Source organism: Bacillus pfraonensis (assembly GCF_050768835.1).
GTDB lineage: Bacteria > Bacillota > Bacilli > Bacillales > Bacillaceae_G > Bacillus_A > Bacillus_A pfraonensis.
On record NZ_JAHCDO010000004.1, the window covers coordinates 163,429 to 187,619 of the forward strand.

Here is a 24,191-nt window from a genome sequence, read left to right on the forward strand (position 1 = left end):
TTGTTCACTTTTAGCAATCTTATAAACTTGCTAAAATAGCCCCCAAAATAGTGATGAGACCGCCAACAACCGTGATGATAGATATCTGTTCTTGTAATAAAAGAACTCCTAGTAACACTGTCCATACTGGAAGTAAGTTAATATAAGGTGCAGCATGTCCTGCTCCAACTATTTTTACCCCTTTATTCCATGCGAAATAGGCAATTACAGATGCAAAAGTACTAACATAAATAATACAAACCCATGCACTTTTGGTTATATGAATCATATTTGTCTGTACAGTGCCCATACAACTTATTGCACTAAAAATTGTCCCGTAAAACGCTGCTCCAGCAGTCATTACTAGAGGGTCTATATTTCCCCCATACTTTTTCCCGAATACTGTATATAAACCCCAGGCGACACATGATAAAAGTATCTCAGCATCCCCAACAATCGAGTCTTCAATTGGATTTGAAGATTTCCCTCGAATTAAAACCATGACACCAACTATAGAAACCAGTGCACCAATCCATGCCTTTGTTTTAATCTTTTCTTTAAGAATAAAAGGCGTGAAAAGTAAAATCATAATGGGAATCCCTGCTGAAATCATTCCTGCTCTGGATGCGCTAATGGTTTGGAGTCCTAAATAATTTAAAGTTGAAAAGGCATATACACCTAAAAAACCTTGTATACTAAATTCTTTCCAATTTTTAAAGAGAGGCAATCTTTGCTTATTGAGCATTAACAAGCAAATAAGAATCATTGTAGAAATTGCCCATCGAATGGTGTTAAGTAATATTGGTGGTAATGCAGGCCCTAAAAAACGCCCACAAATGTAGTTTCCTGCCCACAGGAATGTCGCAAATATTAGTAATAGAATTCCTTTTTTCATACTTGCATCCCTTTCCTACCTTGTAAACAAAGAAAATTCGGACTTTGTTATATGAGTTAATACTATTGCTTTGTTCTTCTAGTGAAAAATTTCAATAAATCTTTACAAGAAAATAAAGATTGATATTTATAAAATGATTCATATTGCCACTGATCACTATTTGAAAGTTTAAGAGTTTTACATTTGTTTTGATTAACAATTAAATCATTCTTTTTATTCATATATTCTTCTCCATCTAATGCAAGTGTTATAATTGAAAGCTAAATTATAATACTTGCTAAATATCCTTATAATCTAGAAGTTAATTTTAGTATGTGTTAGTAATTTAAGGAAAAACTTCGTTTTTAATCCGCTTATTGGGCCTGAACTTCAAATATAGAATCAATTTCCACTGTGATATTCATGGGTAGCTGATTAACTCCAACTACCGTCCGGGCATGTTGACCTTTCACTCCAAAAATATCCTGTAACAATTTTGAAGTAGTATTAATAACGATATGTTGTTGATCGAAGTGAGCTTCACTATTCACAAAGGCTTGCAGTTTAATTACATTTACAATACGGTCTAAATCACCAATATAGTCTTTGACTGCTGCTAGCGTATTGATTATACAAATTGTTGCTGCTTCTTGTGCTTCTTCTACGGTTCTTTCTCCACCGACTTTTCCTGTATAAGCGGGTGTACCATCAATAAAAGGAGCTTGTCCTGAAACAAAAAGGGAATTCCCTAATTATTTGACAGGTACGTACAATGCTTTAGCAGGCGAAGTTTTCGGTAAAATAATGCCAAGTTCTTCAATTCTTTGTTCTATTTTCATTTTCCATCCTCATTATCATTATATTTGAATGTTACCGATAGCATATACAACTGCTGTTCCAGCAATTTTTACTCTGTCTCCTTCATGTTTACAATATAGTGTTCCACCTCGGTCAGACAGTTGCCTTGCTACCATTTCATCTTTACCAAGACGTTGCGCCCAAAATGGGATGAAACTACAATGTGCTGAACCGCAAACTGAATCTTCATTTACATTTAGTTTTGGGAAAAAGACTCTGGAAACAAAATCATATTTAGCACTTCTGGCTGTAACTGATACGGCTAATCCTTCTGGTAACTCCTTCATTTTCGCAAAATCAGGAACTAGATTTCGAACATCCTCTTCATCTTCTAATACGAATATCAAATCTCTACCTAAGTAGCTTTCAACAGGTTTTATACCAATTGCTTCAACCATTTCATCTGTTAATGTAATTTTTTCAGGCATTCTGCTAGGGAAATCCAGCTCATAAATATCCTCTTTCTTTGTTACAACAAGCTCCCCGCTTTTTGTTAGAAATTTAATTTCTTCAATACCATTTTCATAATAATTTGCAATTACGTATGCTGCCGCTAAAGTTGCATGACCGCAAAGATCAATTTCTCCTCCAGGAGTAAACCATCTTAGTTTGTAGCCCTTCCCTTCTTTTACAGCATAAGCTGTTTCAGAAAGGTTATTTTCTATCGCAATTCTTTGCATCAACTCATTTGAAATCCACTCTTCCATGATACAGATTGCCGCAGGGTTTCCTTCAAATACGTTTTCTGCAAATGCGTCTACAACATAATATTTCATTGTATATACCTCCATATTGTCCTCTTTTATATTAAGATTAAATGATTGTGGTGTTATTATCTCAGCATCGGAACACCTTTAGGTGCCTCATTATGTTTCGAAAGTACGCGCCTTATTTCTTTGGGTAAAGGAATTGATTTTTGTGATTGAAAATTAAAATGAACTAAAATAACTTTACCTCTTGCAATCCAATTTTGATTTTTATCTTGTATAACATGTTCAACTTGAAAACTTGCATTACCAATTTCACTAATCCATGTATAAACAGTTATTTTTTGAGCATAAGCCGCCTCTCGAATAAAGTCGCATTGAGTTGAAGCAACAATTAAATTCCAGGATTCTATCTCTAGACTCGGATTAAAAATTTTAAAGAGTTCATTTCTTGCTTCTTCAAAGTACGTAAAATAATTTGCATTGTTTACATGTCCTAAAGAATCACATTCACTAAAACGTACAATAATATCTTGTTTAAACATAATATATCTCCTTATAAGCGTGGTAATCTAACAATCCCTGGCTACATAGAAAAATATTGAGTCAAAATTAAATATTTGCATGAATTTTAAAAATCGAGTATATTGCCTTTATACTATAAGACTCGTTTAGTTAACATTACTTAATAGGCTGTAAATATATAACGCTTTTGTGCTAAATGATTAAAACATCGTCACAGATGGGTATCTTTTTAAGCAAATACGTTTAACCTAATACTTATCAATAGAGCTATTACCTCCTTTCGTATTTTTAATTCTTCATTTCAAAAAATCCCTTGAACTACTTGTATCTTATATCGAAACCATATATAACACGCAACCACCTTCTATAACACTGAAAGGAGATTTAATATGCATTTTGAAATTCAACGTAACAGTGAAACTTCACTTTCCAAACAAATATATCTATCTATTGTCGATCAAATTCGTTCTGGCTTTCTACAAGAAGGAACACAATTACCTTCTATACGCACACTTACAAAACAATTGAAGGTGAGTCTAGTGACAGTAGCAAAAGCATATAAGAAACTCGAAGAAGATGGCTTTGTTACCTCCATTCAAGGAAAAGGATCCTTTGTTAATCCAGAAAGAAAAGAAGTTGTTAATCGGCAACCAAAAGTTTCTCCTTATAATTGGCAGCTATCAATTCAGGATTACTTACCTAGGTCTCAATTTTCTCGTTTTCATCATGTTCCAGAAATGATTCAATTATCATCTTCGATGATTGATCCAAGGCTATTTCCGAACCGTTTTTTAGAACAAGAAGTTCAAAAAATATTTGTTCATAATCCAAGAATTTTATCTCAATATGCAGAAGTTCAAGGAGATCTTGAACTCAGAGTTGAAATGGCTGCATATTTAAAAAGTATGGAAATTACTACAGTTCCAGAAAATATTTTAGTTACAAACGGTTCTCAACAAGGAATTGGTCTTATTGCTCGTACATTTATCGGGCCGGATGATGTGGTTATAATGGAGGCTCCTACTTACCCAGGAGCAATCGATGTTTTTCGTGGAAGAGGTGCACATTCCAATCGATAAAGATGGCATGAGGATAGATATCCTTCAGAGTTTATGCGATAAATATAAACCAAAGGTCATATATACAGTCCCCACTTTTCATAATCCAACAGGTATTGTCACGACCGCCAAAAAACGTAGACAAATTCTTAATATAGCTCAAAGTAGTAATAGCATAATTATAGAAGATGATCCATGGAGTGAAATTTACTTTAGTAAAAAACCACCCGCTCCTATAAAAAACTTAGATAATTCCGGTCATGTTATTTATTTGAAAGGATTAAGTAAAACATTTGCACCTGGTTGTAGAATTGGAGTTTTAGTTGCTTCTGGTTCCATATTTAATCGATTATTAGCAGCAAAAGCTAACGCAGACTTAGGCAGTCCTTTACTCACTCAAAAAATGATATTGCCGTTTATTAAATCAGAGAAATCAATGGAACATATAAAAAATTAAGAACCGCATTGAAATTACGAAGAGATCTAGTTTTAGATTTGTTGTCAAATCATGTTCCTTCTGAAGTTTCATGGTACATTCCTGAAGGAGGATTAAATCTTTGGATTAGTCTACCTGATTGGATAGATACAAATTCTATTCTTTTAGAAGCACAAAAGAAAAAAGTGACATTTTTGCCTGGTTCAGCTTGTTATCCTGTAGAACTAGAAAATCACCATATGAGATTAAGTTATTCTTACATGAGTGAGCAACAATTAAAAGATGGTGTTAAAATTTTATGTAGTATATTCCGTTCTTTCATTTCAGCGAAGAAATCTCACGACAATTCACCATTTTTTAACACCAAGTTAACATTATAAAATCCAAGTATTTTTAATTAACAGGAATATAATTTATCAATATATTTTGTAACAGGGACTTTTTATTAGTCCCTTTTGGTATATTAATTAAATATCATTAAAAGGTTAATGAACCAAAAAGATAGATAAGCCTGAGAAATAGCTTTATCTATCTTTTTTGGTAATTTAATTGAAAGTGTGTATATAAAATTACTACACCTATAACTAAAAGGACACGTCCAATGGATATTAATAATCTATTTGAGGGGATTTGAGTTGCTGTAATTAGTGAATTTAGTTGGGTTCTTTGTGTTCTATTATGTTTTAATATCTTCATAATTTGATATCTATCGGTATCGATTTATTTCTTTTGTTGTTTATTTCCTTTTACAAGTGTCTTTGAATTAGAAAGTAAAGTTCTATTTGCACGAATAACTCCTTCTGTTCTTATACGATGCTGGAATCCATATTCTGCTCACCAATATTTTTGAGTGAAAATCTGATTTATTACCTTTTGTTTAATCAAATCTGAGGAATATTTAATTTCTATAAATTCTTCACTTCCATCGGAATATTTTACCCACATATCGACAATAGAAGTCACTGATTTTCCATTTATACATGCAGTCATTACTAAAGGTTGTTCACAAAAATTTATAATTTTTGGGTTTGATTCTACCATTAACCAATGTTCGTATTCTAAATCACTGAATAAAAAAACTTCTCTTTGTAATTTAGAGCTATACGTTACCCACCTATTATTCCCGTACTTCTTACTAACATTAGTAACTAGCGGTTTATACATCAACTTCCCCCTTGTATTATTAATTCATCTAAAGGCCTGAATTTTAGGAATTTTATACTTTCGTGTCTTTAGTTTAAAAATTTTAGACATTCTTGTCCACTACAAAAAACAAAAAAGTACCTACAAAACAAGTTGTAAGTACAGCTAAATCAATATTTTTTTGCTTTAAATTTAGTTTAGAATTTCATGTCTTTTTACAATTATGCAATCTATTGAAATACTCACAACAAATAAGCCACCAAGGTTGTCTCAGTAGCTTATTTAGAAATCAACTAAAAAATCAAACTCGAATTAACTTTCCTGCATCAATTTTATATTGCAGTTCTGCTACATGATTGATAAAGGTTTGATCATGAGATACAAATACGATTGTTCCTTCATATGCGGCCATAAACCGTTCCAAAGCCTCAATCGCATAAATATCTAAAAAATTGGTCGGTTCGTCTAACAATAAAATGTTATATTCCCCTAAGAACAGCTGACAAAGCTGAAGACGAATTGCTTCTCCCCCGCTTAATGATTTCACACTCTTTATTATATCTGTGCCAACAAACTGCATCGAGTGTAAAACACTTCGTAAAAATCCATCATCATATTCCGAGCGATTTTTGACAAATTGTAATACCGTTTCGTCACTTGTAAATTGATAACTCATTTGAGTAAAATAACCAATTTTTGCTTTTGGCGAAATAGTTAAACCTGCACCTTGATTCGCAATGTGTTGAAGCAACGTACTTTTTCCACTACCATTTGCACCAGTAATCGCTATTTTTTTACCGAGAGGAAGTTGGAAACTCACTCCATTCAATAACACTTTGTCCTGTACTTGAAGAGTTAGTCGGTCTGCCATAATTGGGAACTTATTATGCAGTTCACTCGCCTTTGATTGGCGGAACACAATTTTCCGTTCCTCCTGTACAGCTTCAATTTTTTGCAGCCTTTCCATTCTTTGTTCAATCGCTTTTGCTGCGCGATATATTGCTTTTTGGCTCGTGCCTTTCGATTTCGATTCAAACATACGATTCGCTTTCGCCTTTGATTCTTTCTTTGACATATTTCCCGCTTGCGCGATTTTGTTAGCCTTTTTTATTTTTTCCTGCGCCGCTTTTTCAAGTCGATTTTTTTCTTTTATAAATTGCTCGTGAGCTTGCTTCTGTTGTTCTCGTTCTAACTGTTTCTGCATCGTATATTCACTATAATTCCCGGAATATACATGTACTTTACCTTCATCTACTTCCCAAATCGTTGTGACAAGTTCATCGAGAACAGCACGGTCATGACTAATCAAAACAAGCGCTCCATAATAATATCGCAGTTCATCAAGCAAAAATGAAATGCCCTCCTGATCCAAATGTGTTGTCGGTTCATCAATAAGCAATGCCTCGTGATAATGTGTAAACAGTTGTGCAAGCTTTAATCTTGTTTGCTCTCCACCACTTAACCCATTCGTATTTTTCGGAATAGCTAATCTTCCGAGTAACACTGCATCAGCTTCGCTAGTGGTAGGAGCTTCAAGTTGTTCAAAATAACCAGATTCTACATGAAACTTTACTACACCACTTGTGGGTTCAATTTTACCAGCAAGTAACTTTAATAACGTACTTTTTCCAACGCCGTTCTTTCCCACAATACCGATGCGGTCAAATTGATGTATAGCTAATCGTTCCATTTTCAATACTTCTTTATCTAAATATGTCACTTCGACATTCTCTAATTCAAAACATAATTTTTCCATGTTCGCTACCTCCGAAATTTTGTTATTTCGTATCGATAGCTAGGATCGATACGAGCTTCGCTTACTTAGCTCGTATCAATAGAAGAGTAACATCATCATATAAAGCCCCCCAATCATATAAAATGACAACAAAAAATCACAGACAATCTGACTGTGATTCAGAGTAAAGGGAATTTAATCCATCCTTTAAGAGGGAATCTAAATAAAAGTAACGATTACCAAATAAATTCCCTTTATTGTTAAACACAAAAAAGAAAATTTATATAAAAATAAAGAAAGGCAGAACCATCCACCTTTCTTCATCGTACATAATTGTATTGGAAATGAAGTTTATTAAAAAAGGACAGACTACTCCCGTTTACTCTGCATATACAAACAGAGTCTTTGAACGTATTCAATTACTGGTTCAAAGTTGGGAAACGTAATTTCATTGCGTGTGTCATTTTTTAATAATCCTCCTTAAAAACTTAATAGTATAATAATTATTATAGGGTTTCTTTTACAAATAGTCAAAGTAAACAATTTTTTGCCAACTAAAATGATAATGTTTTAAAGAAATATTACAATGACAAAAAACAGAATCTGTGTTAACACCTTCTGAACTAACTTATTGGATAACGGAAAAATTTCAAATTGATCGAGTATTATATGAGCGTACTGTAGCAATATGTAATGAGAAGCGCATTGCTTACTAGAAAATAAACGTTACCAACATATAATTGGTAACGTTTATCGCCCCTTAAGTTGCTAAACCTATACAACATACTTTTTTTGAATTATCCTCCAGCTATAAGCGGTGTATCTCATTACAATGATTGCTAATAAAAATATCACAATTCTTATAAACAAGCATCCCCTTTCCCTATTTATGATCATTTACTCACAATTCCCAAAATAAACTTATACTCATTTCGCTTCTTTTGTACTTTCTTAAACCCTTCTTTAGAATCTAAAATGAAACAAGTTTTTCGAAACCAAATCCGTACATATAGGGATTCAAAGTAGATAGGTTTCGCAACTCCTTTTTGCTCATACTCAGTTCCATCTACCCGCTCTGTTTCTGTTCGAACTAGCCATTTATTTCCGATACCAACTTCTATGTACTTCACGTATAACTCTCCTTCTTCATTGCTTTTAGGAAATTTTTTTAAACATTCTACTATTTCCTTGGTAAGCGCAAGTTTTGACATATTCCTCTTTGTTTCTGCTTTACTAAAGTTAGAGAAAGGGAAAAGTTTTATAATGCCGAATAATTCAAAAGTGAGTAAGTATTTCTTAAGAAAGGTATATGAGTTATGAATCATCAGTTTACTAGTCTATTAAGTGAAATGATTTTTATAGAAAGACAAAATAAACTTCTAAATCCAGATGTTGTTCTTTACCACCCTGGTCATTACGCTGAATTAAATGAGCAAATCATTACATTATTTCATCAAGAAGGCTTTAAGAAGCTCATGATTCCAAGTATATATAATAGATTTTTAAATGAAAATGAGTTTATCTTTCATAAAGAAATACTAGTAAAATCAGGAATTCCTGAGGAACTAGTATTTCCAATAACAGGAGAGGCTCATACAGCTAATGATGTTATTAAAAACGCCATGCTTCATCTTTCAAAAATAGCTATAAACCAAAATATTTTATTAGCAGGTAAAAGCTTTTTTATGAAAAGGTTCTTACTTATAGCTACTGCATTTGCTACTAGTGATATGGTGATAGATGTTCTTCCGTTACAAGATCATAGAAATATTACAAAAGATACATGGCACCTAACCGATATAGGTAGAAAAAGGATTTTGAATGAGTATCACATGATCTCCCAATTCCTTCAGCAAAATTACATTTGAAATACATCTTTGTTACCATAATTTATTTCCATATATGGCATCCTATTATTGTTTACTATTTCCCCGGTAAGCGCATATTCCGACAGAACGCGCACTAACATATAAAAGAAGCAGATTGATAGAAACCTGCTTCTTTTATAACTGAAATCGCTGCATTCGTTTATAAAATGTACTGCGCGGGACATCTAATAGTTTTGCTGCAAGTGATACATTTCCCTTTGTTTTTTGAAGTACTTCAATCATTCCGTCTCGCTGTATTTTTTCCCGGAAGGTTAGTGTATGCTTATGCTCAATCTCTTTTTTTTCTCTTAGTTCAAGACTCTTTTGATTTACATTCATTGTTTGTAACAAGAAAGAAATTTGCTTTTCACATATTTCCCGCCCTTGTGAAAGAATGTATATGCGCTCTAACACATTTAACAATTCACGAATATTCCCTGGCCATTCATGTTGTAGAAACTGATTACATATGCTAGTTGGGAATTGAACATCCCAGTCTTTCTTTTTACAAAAATCTTGAATAAAATAGGGAATATCCTCTTTTCTTTCACATAAAGAAGGTACATAAATCGGATATACATGTAACCGGTAATATAAGTCTTGACGAAAAATCCCTTCCTCTACTAGCTGCAGTAAATCACGGTGCGTTGCCGTAATGACACGAATATCTACTGCCACTTCTTTCGTGCTTCCAATCGGTGTTACTTTACGCTCTTGTAAAACCCGCAATAGAGCTACCTGCATTTCCGGGGGAACTTCTCCTATTTCATCCAGAAAAATCGTTCCACCATTCGCTTGTTCAAACTTCCCTTTATATCCTTGGCGGCGTGCCCCTGTAAAGGCTCCTTCTACATAACCAAACAATTCACTCTCCATCAATTCTTTTGGTAATGCTCCGCAATTAACAGCTACAAACGGTCCATTTTTCCTTGTACTGTTTTCATGAATTGCTTTGGCAACATACTCTTTCCCGACCCCAGTTTCCCCGCAAACATAGACACTTGCATCCGTCTGCGAAACGAGTTTAATTTCTTCTAACGTACGCTGGAACGAATCACTTATTCCAACAACCCCTGGGAAATGTACTGCCTTTTGCATTTGAAAAGAGTGGTGCTTTTTTTGGAATTGATTTTCTGATAGGTATATACATTTCCCAATCATCCTATCATTATTATATACAGGTACCTCCATCCTACTTCGAAATCCGTACTGTAATAAATCATTTACTTTCATCCGTGACCAATTAGAAACGTGTTCCCGAACTGGTTTACTTGCCGAAATGACAACTTGTCGATGATTACAAATGACTAAAGACTCCTCACTCTCAATTACATCTAAAAAACGGTGAATTAATTCTAATTCATGTTGATGCACACGAATGCTACATTCACGCTCAATTGCATGTGCAATGGATGTTACCATGCCAAGCATATATGGATGTGAAAATTCAATCGGGCACGAAAAATCAAGGACACCAATTAATTTCCCATCGTCATTACGAATGGGTGCGGCTGCACAGCTCCAGCTATGAGACGCGACAGAATAATGTTCTGTACCACTTATCATAATTGCTTCTTCTATCGCAAGCGCTGTACCAATTGCATTCGTCCCAACAGCCGCTTCGGTCCAGTTCACACCTTCGATAAAATTAATATGATTTGCCTGTTTTAATGTCTTTTTATTTCCTGTTATGGAAAGTACATATCCATCAGGATCGATTAAGAGTGCCATCATCTGTAAGTCATGAATTGTTTTTTGCATATTTTGCAAATGCGGTAAAGCGATATCAAGGAAAATTTCACTTTTTTGTTTTTGTTCATCAAACGTATCTGAAGTTAAAATATTCTGACCTTTATTCATATGCGGATTGACATTCGCTTGTTTACAGCGATGCCATGATTCTGAAATTCTTTTATTTATTCTAGCAGAATCAAGAACACCTTCATCAACAAATTTTTTCCAAGTATGTAAGTAAAACGGTGAAGCTAACATTCTATCATCTCCCTTTTTATTATTTTGGAGATTCTTTTTTAGGAGTTCATGCGAGGAAATATAATTTTATTATAAAACTCCATAAAAACGTTTTCAATAAAATGAGGAAGATGACACAAACATGTTAACAATTCGAATATTTTAATGAACACTTTTATATTTTCTAAATAACACTACATTTTGTACAACAGAGCTCACCGTTATACAAACCCATAACCATTTCATCGGATAATTGTCCATAAAAAAGATTGTACTTGCTATAATGAACAACATAGTAGACACGATACTTATATAAAACCTGATTTTAAGTTGCAAGGTTCTCACTCCTTTACATCTATATGTAATTTTATAAACTATTCCCCGTGAAATCTCCCCATAATGATAGTATTATAATATTGACCATCAGCAAGCCTTTTATCATTTTTTAATATCCCTTCAATTTCAAATCCTAACTTTTTATACAGTTTAATAGATTTCTCATTTATTTCCAACACATTCAAAATAATCTTTTTAATTCCATTGGTGTCAGCCCAAGAAATAGACTTTTGTAAAAGATTTTTACCAATCCCATGTCCCCAAAACTCTTTTAATACACATACTCCAAACTCTATTTTATGAGAGAATCTCTTTAAATACACTCCTTCGCATCTTGAAAACCCGACGATTTGATCATTCACTACAGCAACTAAAAATAAGTTCCTCGGACTTTCAGTATCCTTTTTTATAATTTCTTTAAACCCTGGTATATCTATGAATGCCTCTCCTTTTTCTCTATCCATATTTTCAGTCTCGCCATCAATCTGTAATCTTAAATCAGACAAATCTTTTGCATCTTTTTCAAGTGCGGATCTAACAGTATAATTGATCCCATTTACATAAAATTCTTGTTTGTTAATTATCATGGTACACTCCTTTGATATGAAGTTGATTTAAAGAATACAACAAGTAAAAATCTTTGTAATTCACAACAATTCTAGCCAAATAACCTACCCTAATTTATTGCCATAGGATATTTTTCGTATGGTAAATATCGGTAACATCAGTCTATCATAGATTACTTGACAATCTATAATACAGTGCATTTTTTACACATTCTTCTCCTCGAAATATCCTTAAAAAGGTGACCTTATTGATTTAACGAATCTTCTGTTTCTTTTCATACGGATTCTCTGTTCGTTTCATCCATTCCCCTACTAAACTCTCAAATAGCTCAGGTTGTTCAATCTGTAAATTATGACCAGCCATATCTAAAACAGCAAATGTTGCTCTTGGATACTCTTCAATAGTCTCCAATAAATCTTGATATCCTACAACTATATCCTGCCTCCCAGCGAGTAAAAGAACTGGTTTTTCATATTTTTGTCCATCTGTATTGAATGATAATGTATAATTGCATTGCAACATTTCTACAAACTCTGTATTAGCCACGGTAAGGCCTGATTTGATTTCTCTTTTATATCGGTTGTATGTATATTCATTTGCTATCACTGCTAACTCACAAAACTCGTTTTTTTCATCCGATGAAAGTTTATTTAAAAATTCATCATCACTTATAATCCTATTATATTTTGGAACTGTTCTCGCTTTATGATTTGCAATTATAACAGGGCATATGAGTAATAAACCATCAATTCGCTGAGACATTTTCGAAAGTATTGCTCTAGACAAATATCCGCCATATGATTCTCCTACGAGTAAAAAATTTTCATCAGGAATAATCTTTTCGATAAATAAAATCAAGATATCTAATAAAATATCTGAACTATTTATCCAATTAGGGGCCGTCGATTTTCCCATACCCGGTAAATCAATATAAATGCGCTTATAGCCTGCATGTTTCTGAAACACTGATTCCATACATCCCATCATCAACCTATAATCGACAGAACATCCGTGTAAGAGAATTACAGGTTTTCCCTCACCAATTATTTCATAATATATTTGTGCATCTTTAATATGGCATATCATAAAAAATCCTCCTTATTTTAAAAACAGAATCTTTTCTATTCCATTTCTTCATTCAACTCACAATATACTTTACATGTCTGATTTTCAATCAATAAAGTTTCAACATATTAGTTCAAGGACTTGCTATATTAATACTTTTCCAGAAGATATCTTTGTATCTATCTACTAGAATATACGTTCTTATTATATAGCACCCAGCCAATAACTGACAACTTTGATTTTTCAGATCGCAATGTTTTCACTTACAAATAAACAGTCTATATCGATGCCAAGTTATTTTGCAATTTGGTCATACAATAAAAAAGAACAAGTTTAATATCAAACTTGTTCTTTTCCACCTATATTCTTCACGCATGCACAGCATGCCCTATCGCCTGTAACACCGCTTCATGAATTGCTTCCGATAACGTCGGATGCGCTGCGATAAAATCTCTCATGATATCAGCTGTTACTTCCGTATGAAGCATGACAGTTCCTTGTCCAATCAATTCTGTTGCATGGGGTCCAACAATAGAGATTCCAATGATTTCTTGATATTTCGGTTCAACAATTACTTTCACTTTTCCAATTTGTTCTCCTAAAATAAGCGCTTTTCCGTTTGCGTTAAATGGAAATTCGCCAACGAGAATATCTCCATATTGATTACGTGCACCTTTTTCAGTTAAACCAACACTTGCGATTTCTGATGCTGTATAGATGCACCGCGGTACTGCGTGATAATTCACTTTCGCTTCTTCACCACACGCATGTAGTGCAGCTGTAGCTCCTTCATGGAAAGCGACATGAGCAAGCTGGGTTCCACCAATAATATCACCTGCTGCGTAAATGTGTGAAACGTTCGTCTGCATGTGTTCATTTACAGGAATGCCTTTACTCGAAAATTCTATTCCTGCTGTTTCAAGCCCCAATTCATTCACACGTGGTTTTCTACCAACTGAAACAAGAACATACTCTGGATCTAGTTCATGAGAGCCATCCTTATTTTCAAACAATGCTTGTTTCTTATGATTATTCAAACCTTTCAAGCTTGTTTCAGTAAAAATTTGAACACCATCACTCTCTAGTTTTTCTCTTAAAATACTTGCGATATCTTCATCTTCACCAGGCAAAATTTGCGATGCCATTTCAACAATTGTTACTTTTGTCCCAAGCCTACTATAAATACTAGCAAACTCACATCCTATTACTCCGCCACCAACAATGAGTAAGGATGCTGGTATATGATCAAGGGACATCGTATGACTACTATTCAAAATCCAGTTCCCATCGAACGGTGCAAATGGCAATTCAGTAGGCTCTGATCCAGATGCGATAATAAATTGATTTGCATCTACAGCTTCTTCTTTGTTACCCTGTATAATTTGTAAACGATGATCCGTTTGAAAGCGAGCTTTTCCTTTTATCACTTTAATTTTATTTTTCTTCATTAAATATTGAATACCTTGTACAAGCTGTGTAACGATTTTCTGTTTCCGATTTTGCATTTGTTGCCAATCAATTAAAATATCATTTTGAGGAAGTCTTACTCCAAATTCCTTTGCATGTTTCACTATATCGTGTACTTCTGCACTTTCTAACAACGATTTTGTCGGCATACACCCTACGTTTAAACATGTACCACCAAGCGCATCTTCTTCAATGAGAACAACTTCTTTCCCGTTTTGAGCAGCAGTAATTGCTGCTACATATCCAGCTGGGCCCCCGCCAATTACAGCTAATTTACTCATTCTCTCACCTTCTTTTTATAAAAGAATTGTTATCGGCTCTTCTAAATATTGTTTAATCGTACGCAGAAATGCAGCGGCTGGCGCACCATCTAATACACGATGATCAAATGTCAAGCTTAACGGTAAAATGCTGCCTTTTTGTAATTCTTCTCCTTTATATACAGGTACATGTTCAATTACGCCTATACCTAAAATTCCTGTCTCAGGTGTATTAAGTACCGGTGTAAAATATTCAATTCCATACGCACCTAAGTTACTAATTGTAAATGTTGTACCTTGCATATCATCACTACTTAATGTACCTTCTCTCGCTTTTGATGCAACCACTTTGATTTCTTTCGATAATTGCACAAGTGATAAATTGTTCGCAAAACGAATCGCTGGGACAACCAAGCCATTTTCTAATGCAACTGCCATACCTAAATGAACATGTTCAAATTGATGGATAGTATCATCGATATACGCACTATTCATACCTTTATGTTCTAATAGTGCTAAAACAACAGCGCGAGAAACAAAATCTGTAATTGTTAATTTATTTTCATAACGTTTTTGCACGCTATCAGCCAGCTGTTTATGTAATGCAACTAAATCCGTAACGTCCACTTTCATCGTTAATGTTAATTGCGCGCTGTTTTGTAAACTTGCATGCATACGGCTCGCAATTGCTTTCCGCATCCCTACAACAGGTATTTGCTTACTTTGTTCTTGCGCGTTCGCTTTTGAGAGTATATTTTTTTCTTCTAACGCTTTTAACACATCAACTTTCGTAATTCTTCCTCCAGGTCCTGTCCCTATTAATTTCGTAATATCAAGCTTTTTAGCTCTCGCCATCTTTTTAGCTACTGGAGAAATTTTAATTCTTTGTTTTGTTCCTTCTTTCGCATATGGTTCTGGGTGCTGTACATTATCTGTAGGTACTCCTATTTTAAGTGCCGGATTTTCTGGTGTAGATTGTTCTTCATGCTGCGGCACCGCTTCATTTGGTTTACCAATATAACAAATAACAGTACCAGGAGGAACGCCTTGATCCTCTTCTATAGCTATGTCTAAAACAGTTCCATCTGCCGGAGCTTCGATTTCCATTTCAATCTTTTCGGAGTTAATACTTGCAATTGATTCACCTTTTGTCACATGATCGCCCGTTTTTATGTTCCAAGCAGTGACAATTCCTTCTTTCATTGCCATTCCTAGTTTTGGCATTACAACTTCAACAGCCATACCTCTCTCTCCCTTCGTTATACGTTTAATAATGAACGGTCTCCAATCATTTCAGATACTGTTTCAATTACTTTTTCAGGCGTTGGTAAATATAACTTTTCAAGCGGTGGTGAGAACGGAACTGGTGTATGTGGTGCTGTAATTCGTTTAATTGGTGCATCTAGTAAATCAAATCCTTTATCTGCAACAATGGCTGCAATATCCGTTGCAATGCTACATCTTGGGTTCGCTTCATCAATTACAATTAGGCGATTTGTTTTTTCAACAGATTTCAAAATTGTATCTTCATCAAGCGGTGATAAACAGCGCGGGTCAATTACTTCTACTTCAAATCCTTTCTTCGTTAACTGCTTCGCAGCTTCTAACGCCGTATGCACTTGTTTCCCAATTGCTACAATCGTCACATCAGATCCCTCTCGTTTCACATCTGCTTTTCCTAATGGAATTGTGTAATAGTCTTCCGGAACTTCTCCTTTCATATTGTAAAGCGTTTTATCTTCAAAGAAGATTACTGGATCATCATCTTCAATTGATGCTAGTAATAGCCCTTTTGCATCATACGGAGTTGACGGAACAACCACTTTAATGCCAGGAATACTTGTAAATAATGCATATAAGCTTTGAGAATGCTGCGCTGCTGCACTAAATCCAGCTCCGTGCATTGTCCGGACCGTAACAGGTACTTTCGCTTTACCGCCAAACATGTAGCGGAATTTCGCCCCTTGGTTTAACACTTGATCTAGACAGCTACCAATAAAGTCATTAAACATTAACTCAGCAATTGGACGTAATCCTGTTGCAGCAGCAGCCATCGCAGCCCCCATATAACCAGCTTCAGAGATTGGCGTATCTAAAATACGCTCGCGGCCAAATTCTTGAACTAATCCTTTTGTAACCCCAAGGACACCGCCCCATGCTTCGTCATCTTGTAAGTGATCTACTTGTGCACCACCCGCAACGTCTTCCCCCATTAAAATGACATTTTCATCACGGCGCATCGCTAATTTCATCGCTTCATTAATTGCAGTTGACATACTCTCAATTCTAGTCATTCTTCTTCACCCTCCTCTTATTTATAAGAAACATATACATCTGTTAATAACTCACTATTCTCTGGATATGGACTATTTTCACTAAATTCAATTGCTTTTTGCACTGCTTCATCGACTGCCTTTTCCATATTTACAAGCTCAGTTTCTGTCAGCAATCCTTCATTGATTAAATGTTTGCGGAAATTGACAATCGCATCTTTTTCATTTAAATGCTCTTCTCTTTCTTCTGCTGTTTTATATGTTTGTGCTTCACCTTCGAAGTGACCGTAATTTCGATATGTCATGCACTCAATTAAAGTTGGTCCTTCTCCATTACGCGCACGTTCAACCGCTTCTTCCGCTGCTTTATATACAGCTAAAAGGTCTTTTCCATCAACGCGAACGCCAGGAATATTATAAGCCTTCGCGCGATCCGCAATTGATTTACAACTAGACGCATATTCAAACGGTGTAGCTTCACCGTAACCATTATTTTCAGCAACAAAAATAACAGGTAACTTCCAAATTGCCGCTAAATTCACACCTTCATGAAACGTGCCTTCATTATTTGCACCATCTCCGAAGAAACAAACACTTACATCCTTTGTCCCTTTATACTTTGCTGTTAACGCAGAACCGCATGCAAGTGGAAATCCACCTCCTACAATACCGTTTGCACCAAGCATTCCTTTATCTAAATCGGCAATGTGCATAGAGCCGCCTTTTCCTTTACATAATCCAGTTGCTTTTCCGAAAAGTTCAGCCATCATACCATCTAAATCACAGCCTTTTGCAATACAATGCCCATGGCCTCTATGTGTACTTGTAATACTATCGCTATCTGTTAAATGGGCGCACACACCAACTGCTACCGCTTCCTCCCCGGCATATAAATGAACGAAACCTGGTAATACACCTTGCGCGAACAATTCGTGCACCTTATCTTCAAATTTACGAATCTCTAACATTTTTTCGTACATCCAACGAGCTTGTTCTTTTGTCATTTCATTCCCTTTACTTTCAGTTGTTTTTAACATGTTTCAGCCCTCCTATTTTCTTGTTCACCTTTTAAATTGCAAGTATCGTGCCAAATTTAAAACGTTAGAATGATGGGGCTTTTCTCTTTTTAAAAGAGAAAAAAGTGGACATAACGAGACAGCTGTCTCATTATGTCCACTTTTGTTCACAGTGTTAGAAAGCAATAAAAATAAACAAATTTAAAACGCCACATACCGCCCGTTAATACGGGATAAAAACAGCCCGCTTCAATACCGAAGAGAGCTGTTTTTATCCTTTATGTAGTAAACTTTATTTTTTAATTAACAATTTTAATTCAAATTGTTAATTACCCATTATTACTGGTATTCGTAAATTTATTATCACACAACACATAATATTTACTATTTCACAGATACCGAATCGATACGACCTTCTTTTTTCAAACGCAACCCAATATAAATCGAGAGCACCTAACCCATATGCCGCCACAAAGCTCACCTTTTCAATGATCCAACCTACAATCCCTGGCCCAACCATTTGCCCTATCGCATAAAATACAGATATAAAACCAATCGCCATCGAAACATATTTCGGCGATACTTGCTTAGAGGCCGTAACTTGAATTAACAATAAAATCCCCCCTAAACTCGATCCCCAAATGATTGCCGATATAATGTAAGAGAATAATAGATTTTCTACACGTAAATCGTTATGATGTAAGAAAAAAGAAAGTGAGCGGGAAATGAATAAAATCGCAATTATTACAGGTGCATCTAGCGGATTTGGCCTTTTAACTACCCTTGAGCTTGCAAAAAAGGACTATTTCGTCATCGCTACAATGCGTAATCTTGATAAACAAGCAGAATTATTATCTCAAGCGACTGCATTACACTTACAAAAAAATATCAAAATCCATCAACTAGATGTAACAAATCAAAAATCTATACATACATTTCAATCATTTTTAAAAGAATTAAAACGAATTGACCTTCTCGTCAATAACGCAGGGTATGCGAGCGGTGGATTTATAGAGGAAATTCCGGTAGAAGAATATCGCAGACAATTTGAGACAAATGTATTTGGAGCAATATCCATAACTCAAATTGTATTACCTTATATGCGAAAACAAAAAAGCGGAAAAATTATTAATGTAAGTAGTATTAGTGGCCAAGTTGGGTTTCCTGGTTTATCTCCCTATGTTTCTTCAAAATACGCATTAGAAGGTTGGAGCGAATCCCTCCGCTTAGAAGTAAAACCATTTGGGATAGATGTTTCTTTGATCGAACCAGGTTCCTATAACACAAACATATGGGAAGTTGGTAAAGAACTTGCTGAAAATTATTCAGAAGCAGACTCTCCTTATAAAGATTATATGGATAAAATACAACGTCATATTAATAGTGGGAGTGATACATTTGGCAATCCGATTGATGTCGCTCAAAAGGTTGTAGCGATTGCTGCTGCAAAACATACAACACTTCGATATCCAATTGGAAAAGGCGTAAAATTGATGATGCTTGTGAAAAAAATGCTTCCGTGGAGAGTGTGGGAATTTCTTGTACTTAAAAGTTTTAAAAAAATGTAATGACAAGTAAAAAAACAAGAGTAGTTACACACTACTCTTGTTTTGACTTTAAAACAAATACATTACAACACTGAATGAAATCGTTAAGCATATAACTCCAAAAAAAGAAATTACATATTCCTTTGATTCTATTAAAGAAACAATTCCTTCAGGATAAGTCGGTTTATCTTTCAGCTCCTGTATCTTTTTCCATGTAAGAATAATATTTTCATGTTCTTTATGAAATAACGGTTCATTTATCTCCGTTATCGACTTACACCAATGAAATAACGTACATTGATGATGTAGCTTTCCATCAATTTGAAATATATGTTCATTTACAATCGCTAATGTCTCCACTTGAACTTGTAAATCATATTCCTCAAATAATTCCCGATTAATTGCTTCACATGCTAGCTCACCAAATTCAATGGATCCGCCAGGGAAACGATAGAATGTTTCTTTGTCGTCACATTGAACAAGAACCTTAGAACGCTCCTCATTCATGATACTGGCTTCCGCACGCAATAAAGGTCTTTTCATTTTCTTACCCCTTATTTTACTGATTGGAAGATTATCTTTTCTCCGGTTGATCACTCGGATAAGTAGAATAAACATGATTTTCATAGTCCCAACTAATTATTGTCGCACTATCTCTCCCAAGTTGATGATGAACATGCTCTAGCACATTTTGAATACATTCTGTTAGTTTTACTTTATTTTCGTATATATCCTTATATAAATGAATTGGATTTTCATAACGACGCTCTCCACATTCGAGTACACCATCTGTTACCATTACGATTCTATTGCTTCCTGTACGTAGCTCTCGAACACCTGAAGAATAACATGGAACGGGTAAAGAAAATGTATTCACATTCCCAATCCATTCATAAAAATGACGTTGGTTTAGCATATGCTGTCCTAATTTATGCAACTCTTCATGAAATACATAAACAAGACAATCTCCGATAGAAAGCCACCAAATATAATTTTCTTTTCGTACGCATATTAAGCACGCTGTTTCACCCTTCACTTGCTGACACGCCTGTTTAAATGAATGAGATTGAAAAAGTGTAAGAATATGATGTTCAACAGAACGAAATACCGTTTCAATGGGTTCTTCTAATAAAACTTTTATATTCTCATAGGCATTTTGGATTGTATGTACGACTAAAGCGACACTTTCTACACTATTGTGTCCATCTAATATCATCGCAAATTCCCAATTTCCATTTGACCAAAACAAGGCACCGTCTTCATTCTTTTTTGCACCTGCACTTGTATTCCCACCATATCTGCCAAGCGCCATATCACCATACTGCTGAACTGAAATTTCCCCTAAACACATTTCATCACTACCAACCCATAAATATTGTGTATTATTTGTTGTATGCATATTCGTTCACCATATACGTTCGTATTCTTTCACATAATTTTTGTATTTGTTCTGCTTGTCCATGAGGAGCGCCTTCCCAATTTACAAGTTTAGCCGGAGACCAAAATTCTTGCGGCGTGTTTGGGTAACGGGGAATGAGATGCATATGCATATGATTTGCCCCATTACCAGAAACGACAGCGTATATATGTTCTGCACCCTCACATTCTTTTAGCGCACGACTCACTCTACTCATAATTAGGCCGAAACCTTTTGCCTCTTCTTCAGTTAATTCAGCTAGCCCTGGTGTATGTCTTTTTATATCAATCATTACATATCCAAGATACGTTTCATCTTCTTCCCAATGAACATGTCCCACATATACGAGCTCATCTTTATAGATTGCCCCGCCTGGCACTTTAATTTCCCCTCTATGTTTCCGACATATAAAACAGTGTTCTTCAGCGTGACTTTGTGTAGACATGTATATCCCTCTATTCTTTGAATTTACCATAATAATACCATAAAATGCCGTATATTTCAGACTATTCGGAAGAAACTTGTTGTATATTCCTATTATTACAAACCAAAAATATAAGACCTTGTAATTCCTTTGCTTTTTCATCGAGTCACTTTTTAAACAGAGATGGGCATTTATTATAGAGAAAAATTCTTTCTTGAAGAAGGAGAAAATCATATGCACCCACATTGGAATTCTCATATGAATGATCCACCCATCCCCTATCCAAACAACACTGTATGAACTACAACACCAATTCCTCATGGTTCTCATTACACGATACAACGAATGACAAATCTTGAAAATCAATTAGCAAAATTGATCTCATTAATCGAAGAAAACCATCAATTAATAAAATCGATGGAACAAAAACAAAATCAAGTGTGTACACCAGCTGGAGGTTCAGTAATTGTGTGTATGTAATCCTGTTTCATTCTATACTTTCATTCAAATAAAAAACACGCATCGTAACCTCGCTTACGATGCGTGTTTCATTTCTCTTTACACTCTTTTTTTCTTATGAAATCCTTGTGTAATCCGATCTAATATAATCGCAATGACTACAATAGCTAGTCCAGCTTCAAATCCCATTCCAATATTTACTTGGGTTACAGAACGATATACATCTACCCCAAGTCCAGGTGCTCCTACAAGTGAAGCTGTAACAACCATCGATAAAGACAGCATGATGCTTTGGTTTACACCAGCCATAATAGTTCCTGTTGCGAGAGGTAACTGAACTTTAAATAACTTTTGCGATGTAGTTGAACCAAATGCATTTGCAGCTTCAATTAAGTCTTCCGGTACTTGCCTAATTCCAAGATCAGTAAATCGAATCGTCGGTGGCATCGCAAAAATGACAGATGCAATAATACCAGGAACAACACCTACTCCGAAAAATGTAATCGCTGGAATTAAGTATACAAAAGCCGGCATTGTTTGCATAAAGTCTAATGTTGGTTTTAATATTTTTGAAAACCGTTCATTTTGGGATGCTAAAATACCAATTGGAATCCCAACAATAATGGAAATAATGACTGATGTGAGAACAAGCGCCAATGTTTGCATCGTTTGTCCCCAATAGTTAATGTTTAGAATAAATAATAAGCCGATTAACGTAAATACCACTAAAGATATTTTCCTTGTAGTATACCAAACGAGAAAACATACGATTATAATCATTAAAAATGCTGGAATCCATGTTAAGGAATTTGTCAGTAAATCAACGAAACCACCAATCACATATGAAAATCCTCTAAAGAGTCCTTCAAAATTCTCATATAAACTTGCAACAAATGCATCAACCCATTCACCTAAAGGAATACGCGGAATACTATTCATCGTCATTCACCTCTTCCTCGATATTTCCTGCAAGGGCTTGAATGACACTTTCCCGTTTTATGATGCCTCTTAGCCTTTTCTTTTCATCAATGACTGGTAACGGTAGCTTCATTTCCGCCATTTTTGCATACGTTTCTTCCAACAATGTATCTACATACACGTGCGGAATATCTTTTATTAACAAATCAGCAATTGGCCACTGTTTGTGAACGGCTTTACTCGCATCATCAGCTGTTAATACCCCTAAAAATTCATGTTTTTTATTTACAACATATACGGTAGACACCCCCGCATTTCTCATAATTTGCAGGGCTACTCGAGGACCACGGTCAATTAATAATGTTTCCGGTCTTTTTAAAATTGATTCAGCGGTAATAACCTTACCTAAATTCACATCTGCAACGAATTTCTCTACGAACTCATTTGCAGGACTCATCATAATTTCTTCAGGCGTTCCGATTTGTACAATTTCTCCGTCTTTCATTAACGCAATACGATCACCAATTCGAAGCGCTTCATCTAAATCATGCGTAATAAAAATGATTGTTTTTTCCATTTTATCTTGGAGCTCTAACAATTCATCTTGCATTTCTTTTCGAATAAGCGGATCTAATGCGCTAAATGACTCGTCCATGAGAAGAACATCTGGATCATTCGTAAGAGCCCTTGCAATCCCAACACGCTGCTGCATTCCGCCGCTTAGCTGGCCTGGAAAGCTATCTTTATGATGATCTAATCCTACTAACTTAAGTGATTCCAGTGCCTTTTCTTCTCTTTCTTCTACTGGAACTCCTTGTATCTCTAAACCATAAGCAACATTTTGTATAACTGTACGATGCGGAAATAACGCAAACTTTTGAAAGACCATGCTCATCTTGGTTCTTCGGACTTTTCGGAGTGCCTCTTTCCCCATTGTCGCGATATCTTCTCCATCTATGTATATATGACCTGTTGTTGGTTTTATTAATTGGTTTAGCATACGTACAAGAGTTGATTTCCCGCTCCCAGATAGCCCCATAATGACAAAAATTTCTCCTGTATATACTTCAAACGTTGCTTTTTTCACTCCAACGTTCATTCCCGTTTCTTTTAATATTTCTGATTTACTTTTTCCTTCCTTTAATAAGGCAACTGCTCTTTGAGGATTTTTTCCAAATACTTTTGTTACGTTTTCAACACGTACTTTTGTATTTTCCATACAACGACTCCTTTTCTGCCTATCTATTCACATAGTGTAACGATTTTAAACAGAAATATTACATAGAAA

21 protein-coding genes and 4 pseudogenes are annotated in these 24,191 nt (G+C 35.1%); 4 read left to right on the plus strand and 21 right to left on the minus strand.

The annotated features are described in order from the left end of the window. Positions 1–19 precede the first annotated feature (19 nt). The 4 genes and pseudogenes from KFD70_RS05490 to KFD70_RS05505 all read right to left on the minus strand — a co-directional run bounded on the left by KFD70_RS05490 (position 20) and on the right by KFD70_RS05505 (position 2,963). Positions 20–874 carry a DMT family transporter gene (locus tag KFD70_RS05490; protein ID WP_336451171.1) on the minus strand — a complete coding sequence of 285 codons (855 nt, stop codon included), beginning with the start codon at positions 872–874 and terminating at the stop codon, positions 20–22. A gap of 353 nt (positions 875–1,227) precedes the next feature. Further along, a pseudogene (locus KFD70_RS05495) lies at positions 1,228–1,590 on the minus strand (RidA family protein); the annotation flags it as partial. A 120-nt stretch (positions 1,591–1,710) separates the two neighbouring features. Then, positions 1,711–2,487: a PhzF family phenazine biosynthesis protein gene (locus KFD70_RS05500; RefSeq protein WP_336451172.1), complete on the minus strand. Its 777-nt coding sequence runs from the start codon at positions 2,485–2,487 to the stop codon at positions 1,711–1,713. A gap of 56 nt (positions 2,488–2,543) precedes the next feature. Then, positions 2,544–2,963 (minus strand): acyl-CoA thioesterase, encoded by a 420-nt coding sequence (locus KFD70_RS05505; RefSeq protein WP_336451173.1) that lies wholly within the window; start codon positions 2,961–2,963, stop codon positions 2,544–2,546. Between the two features lie 369 nt (positions 2,964–3,332). On the opposite strand from KFD70_RS05505, the pseudogene pdxR reads away from it, so the two are divergent. Next, positions 3,333–4,817: pseudogene (pdxR, locus tag KFD70_RS05510) on the plus strand (MocR-like pyridoxine biosynthesis transcription factor PdxR). Positions 4,818–5,271: 454 nt separating this feature from the next. Here pdxR and KFD70_RS05515 read toward each other — a convergent pair. The 4 genes from KFD70_RS05515 to KFD70_RS05530 form a co-directional block, all read right to left on the minus strand. Beyond that, entirely contained in the window at positions 5,272–5,601 is a 330-nt protein-coding gene (locus KFD70_RS05515; RefSeq protein ID WP_336451174.1) for a TnsA endonuclease N-terminal domain-containing protein, read from the minus strand. Between the two features lie 280 nt (positions 5,602–5,881). Then, complete coding sequence (locus tag KFD70_RS05520; RefSeq protein WP_336451175.1) at positions 5,882–7,336, minus strand: Msr family ABC-F type ribosomal protection protein; 1,455 nt, start codon at positions 7,334–7,336, stop codon at positions 5,882–5,884. Positions 7,337–7,734: 398 nt separating this feature from the next. Then, a complete protein-coding gene (locus KFD70_RS05525; protein ID WP_135111488.1) occupies positions 7,735–7,779 on the minus strand; it encodes an erythromycin resistance leader peptide in 45 nt (14 codons plus the stop codon). A 429-nt stretch (positions 7,780–8,208) separates the two neighbouring features. Then, on the minus strand, positions 8,209–8,445 hold the full coding sequence (locus KFD70_RS05530; RefSeq protein WP_336451176.1) for a DUF3977 family protein: 237 nt from the start codon (positions 8,443–8,445) through the stop codon (positions 8,209–8,211). 186 nt (positions 8,446–8,631) lie between these two features. Between KFD70_RS05530 and KFD70_RS05535 the strand changes: the two genes are divergently transcribed. Then, positions 8,632–9,183 (plus strand): hypothetical protein, encoded by a 552-nt coding sequence (locus KFD70_RS05535; protein ID WP_336451177.1) that lies wholly within the window; start codon positions 8,632–8,634, stop codon positions 9,181–9,183. A 135-nt stretch (positions 9,184–9,318) separates the two neighbouring features. Here the strand turns inward: KFD70_RS05535 and KFD70_RS05540 are convergent, their stop codons facing one another. The 8 genes and pseudogenes from KFD70_RS05540 to KFD70_RS05575 form a co-directional block, all read right to left on the minus strand. Then, positions 9,319–11,175: a sigma-54-dependent Fis family transcriptional regulator gene (locus KFD70_RS05540; protein WP_336451178.1), complete on the minus strand. Its 1,857-nt coding sequence runs from the start codon at positions 11,173–11,175 to the stop codon at positions 9,319–9,321. Positions 11,176–11,528: 353 nt separating this feature from the next. Next, positions 11,529–12,077, minus strand: coding sequence for a GNAT family N-acetyltransferase (locus tag KFD70_RS05545; RefSeq protein ID WP_336451179.1), 549 nt, complete (start codon positions 12,075–12,077; stop codon positions 11,529–11,531). Positions 12,078–12,309: 232 nt separating this feature from the next. Further along, a complete protein-coding gene (locus KFD70_RS05550; protein WP_336451180.1) occupies positions 12,310–13,143 on the minus strand; it encodes an alpha/beta fold hydrolase in 834 nt (277 codons plus the stop codon). Positions 13,144–13,490: 347 nt separating this feature from the next. Beyond that, complete coding sequence (lpdA, locus tag KFD70_RS05555) at positions 13,491–14,870, minus strand: dihydrolipoyl dehydrogenase (protein ID WP_336451181.1); 1,380 nt, start codon at positions 14,868–14,870, stop codon at positions 13,491–13,493. 15 nt (positions 14,871–14,885) lie between these two features. Next, entirely contained in the window at positions 14,886–16,091 is a 1,206-nt protein-coding gene (locus KFD70_RS05560; RefSeq protein ID WP_336451182.1) for a dihydrolipoamide acetyltransferase family protein, read from the minus strand. A gap of 17 nt (positions 16,092–16,108) precedes the next feature. Further along, the gene (acoB, locus tag KFD70_RS05565) at positions 16,109–17,143 is read right to left on the minus strand and encodes an acetoin:2,6-dichlorophenolindophenol oxidoreductase subunit beta (protein WP_336451183.1); all 1,035 of its coding nucleotides are present in this window, start codon (positions 17,141–17,143) and stop codon (positions 16,109–16,111) included. 17 nt (positions 17,144–17,160) lie between these two features. After that, positions 17,161–18,159, minus strand: a complete 999-nt coding sequence (gene acoA / locus KFD70_RS05570) for an acetoin:2,6-dichlorophenolindophenol oxidoreductase subunit alpha (RefSeq protein ID WP_336451184.1) — start codon at positions 18,157–18,159, stop codon at positions 17,161–17,163. 415 nt (positions 18,160–18,574) lie between these two features. Continuing rightward, positions 18,575–18,883, minus strand: a pseudogene (locus KFD70_RS05575) (YbfB/YjiJ family MFS transporter); the annotation flags it as partial. Here KFD70_RS05575 and KFD70_RS05580 point away from each other — a divergent pair. Then, positions 18,864–19,706, plus strand: coding sequence for an oxidoreductase (locus tag KFD70_RS05580; protein ID WP_336451185.1), 843 nt, complete (start codon positions 18,864–18,866; stop codon positions 19,704–19,706). The pseudogene KFD70_RS05575 and the gene KFD70_RS05580 sit on opposite strands and share 20 nt — an antisense overlap. A 48-nt stretch (positions 19,707–19,754) precedes the next feature. On the opposite strand, the gene KFD70_RS05585 is transcribed toward KFD70_RS05580, so the two are convergent. From KFD70_RS05585 to KFD70_RS05595, 3 genes are read right to left on the minus strand one after another with little or no spacing between them, the layout of a single operon-like run. Next, on the minus strand, positions 19,755–20,228 hold the full coding sequence (locus tag KFD70_RS05585; protein WP_336451186.1) for an NUDIX domain-containing protein: 474 nt from the start codon (positions 20,226–20,228) through the stop codon (positions 19,755–19,757). Between the two features lie 31 nt (positions 20,229–20,259). After that, positions 20,260–21,084 carry a PP2C family serine/threonine-protein phosphatase gene (locus KFD70_RS05590; RefSeq protein WP_336451187.1) on the minus strand — a complete coding sequence of 275 codons (825 nt, stop codon included), beginning with the start codon at positions 21,082–21,084 and terminating at the stop codon, positions 20,260–20,262. After that, a complete protein-coding gene (locus KFD70_RS05595) occupies positions 21,068–21,547 on the minus strand; it encodes an HIT family protein (RefSeq protein ID WP_336451188.1) in 480 nt (159 codons plus the stop codon). Before KFD70_RS05595 ends, KFD70_RS05590 begins: the two co-directional genes overlap by 17 nt. A gap of 213 nt (positions 21,548–21,760) precedes the next feature. Here KFD70_RS05595 and KFD70_RS05600 point away from each other — a divergent pair. Next, a pseudogene (locus KFD70_RS05600) lies at positions 21,761–22,006 on the plus strand (hypothetical protein). Positions 22,007–22,084: 78 nt separating this feature from the next. On the opposite strand, the gene KFD70_RS05605 reads toward KFD70_RS05600, so the two are convergent. Then, on the minus strand, positions 22,085–22,924 hold the full coding sequence (locus KFD70_RS05605; protein ID WP_336451402.1) for an ABC transporter permease: 840 nt from the start codon (positions 22,922–22,924) through the stop codon (positions 22,085–22,087). Then, entirely contained in the window at positions 22,917–24,122 is a 1,206-nt protein-coding gene (locus KFD70_RS05610; RefSeq protein WP_336451189.1) for a quaternary amine ABC transporter ATP-binding protein, read from the minus strand. Before KFD70_RS05610 ends, KFD70_RS05605 begins: the two co-directional genes overlap by 8 nt. Between the last annotated feature and the right edge of the window lie 69 nt (positions 24,123–24,191).